Origin of the sequence: Grimontia sedimenti (genome assembly GCF_011045095.1) — a bacterium.
GTDB lineage: Bacteria > Pseudomonadota > Gammaproteobacteria > Enterobacterales > Vibrionaceae > Enterovibrio > Enterovibrio sedimenti.
The window spans coordinates 1-358 of record NZ_JAALDL010000070.1; the positions used below are offsets into that span (position 1 = coordinate 1).

1 protein-coding gene is annotated in these 358 nt (G+C 57.3%); it reads right to left on the bottom strand.

Annotated elements, in window-relative coordinates; translation table 11 throughout:
• The coding region (locus tag G5S52_RS23560; RefSeq protein WP_165018903.1) for a hypothetical protein at positions 1 to 358 on the bottom strand (358 nt) is incomplete at both ends.

A 358-nucleotide genomic window follows, 5' to 3' on the forward strand; every position in this document is an offset into this window, starting at 1 on the left:
TGTTGAATCTACAGACACAGTAAAGACATCGTCATCTGCCGATTCGTTGAGGCTGTCATCCAGGGTGTCGACGGTGAAGTCAGTGGACGTGGTGCCTGCGGCGATCACCACATCGCGGGTCACCGGCGTGACATCGCCATCTTCGGTGGTCTTGTGTCCCACGACGATAGTCACGGTGAAATCAGCAGTTGGCGCTTCCGAGAGGGTCAAGGTGTAGCTGGCCGCTTCACCTTCATTCACTGACGCATCGCCAGTCAGCGTCAGGGTTGGTGCGTCGGTGGTGGTGCCATCATTGATGGTAGTTTCCACCGCAGCTGGTGCGGTGGGCTGCGCTTCAAAGTCACCACCGGATGTTGAA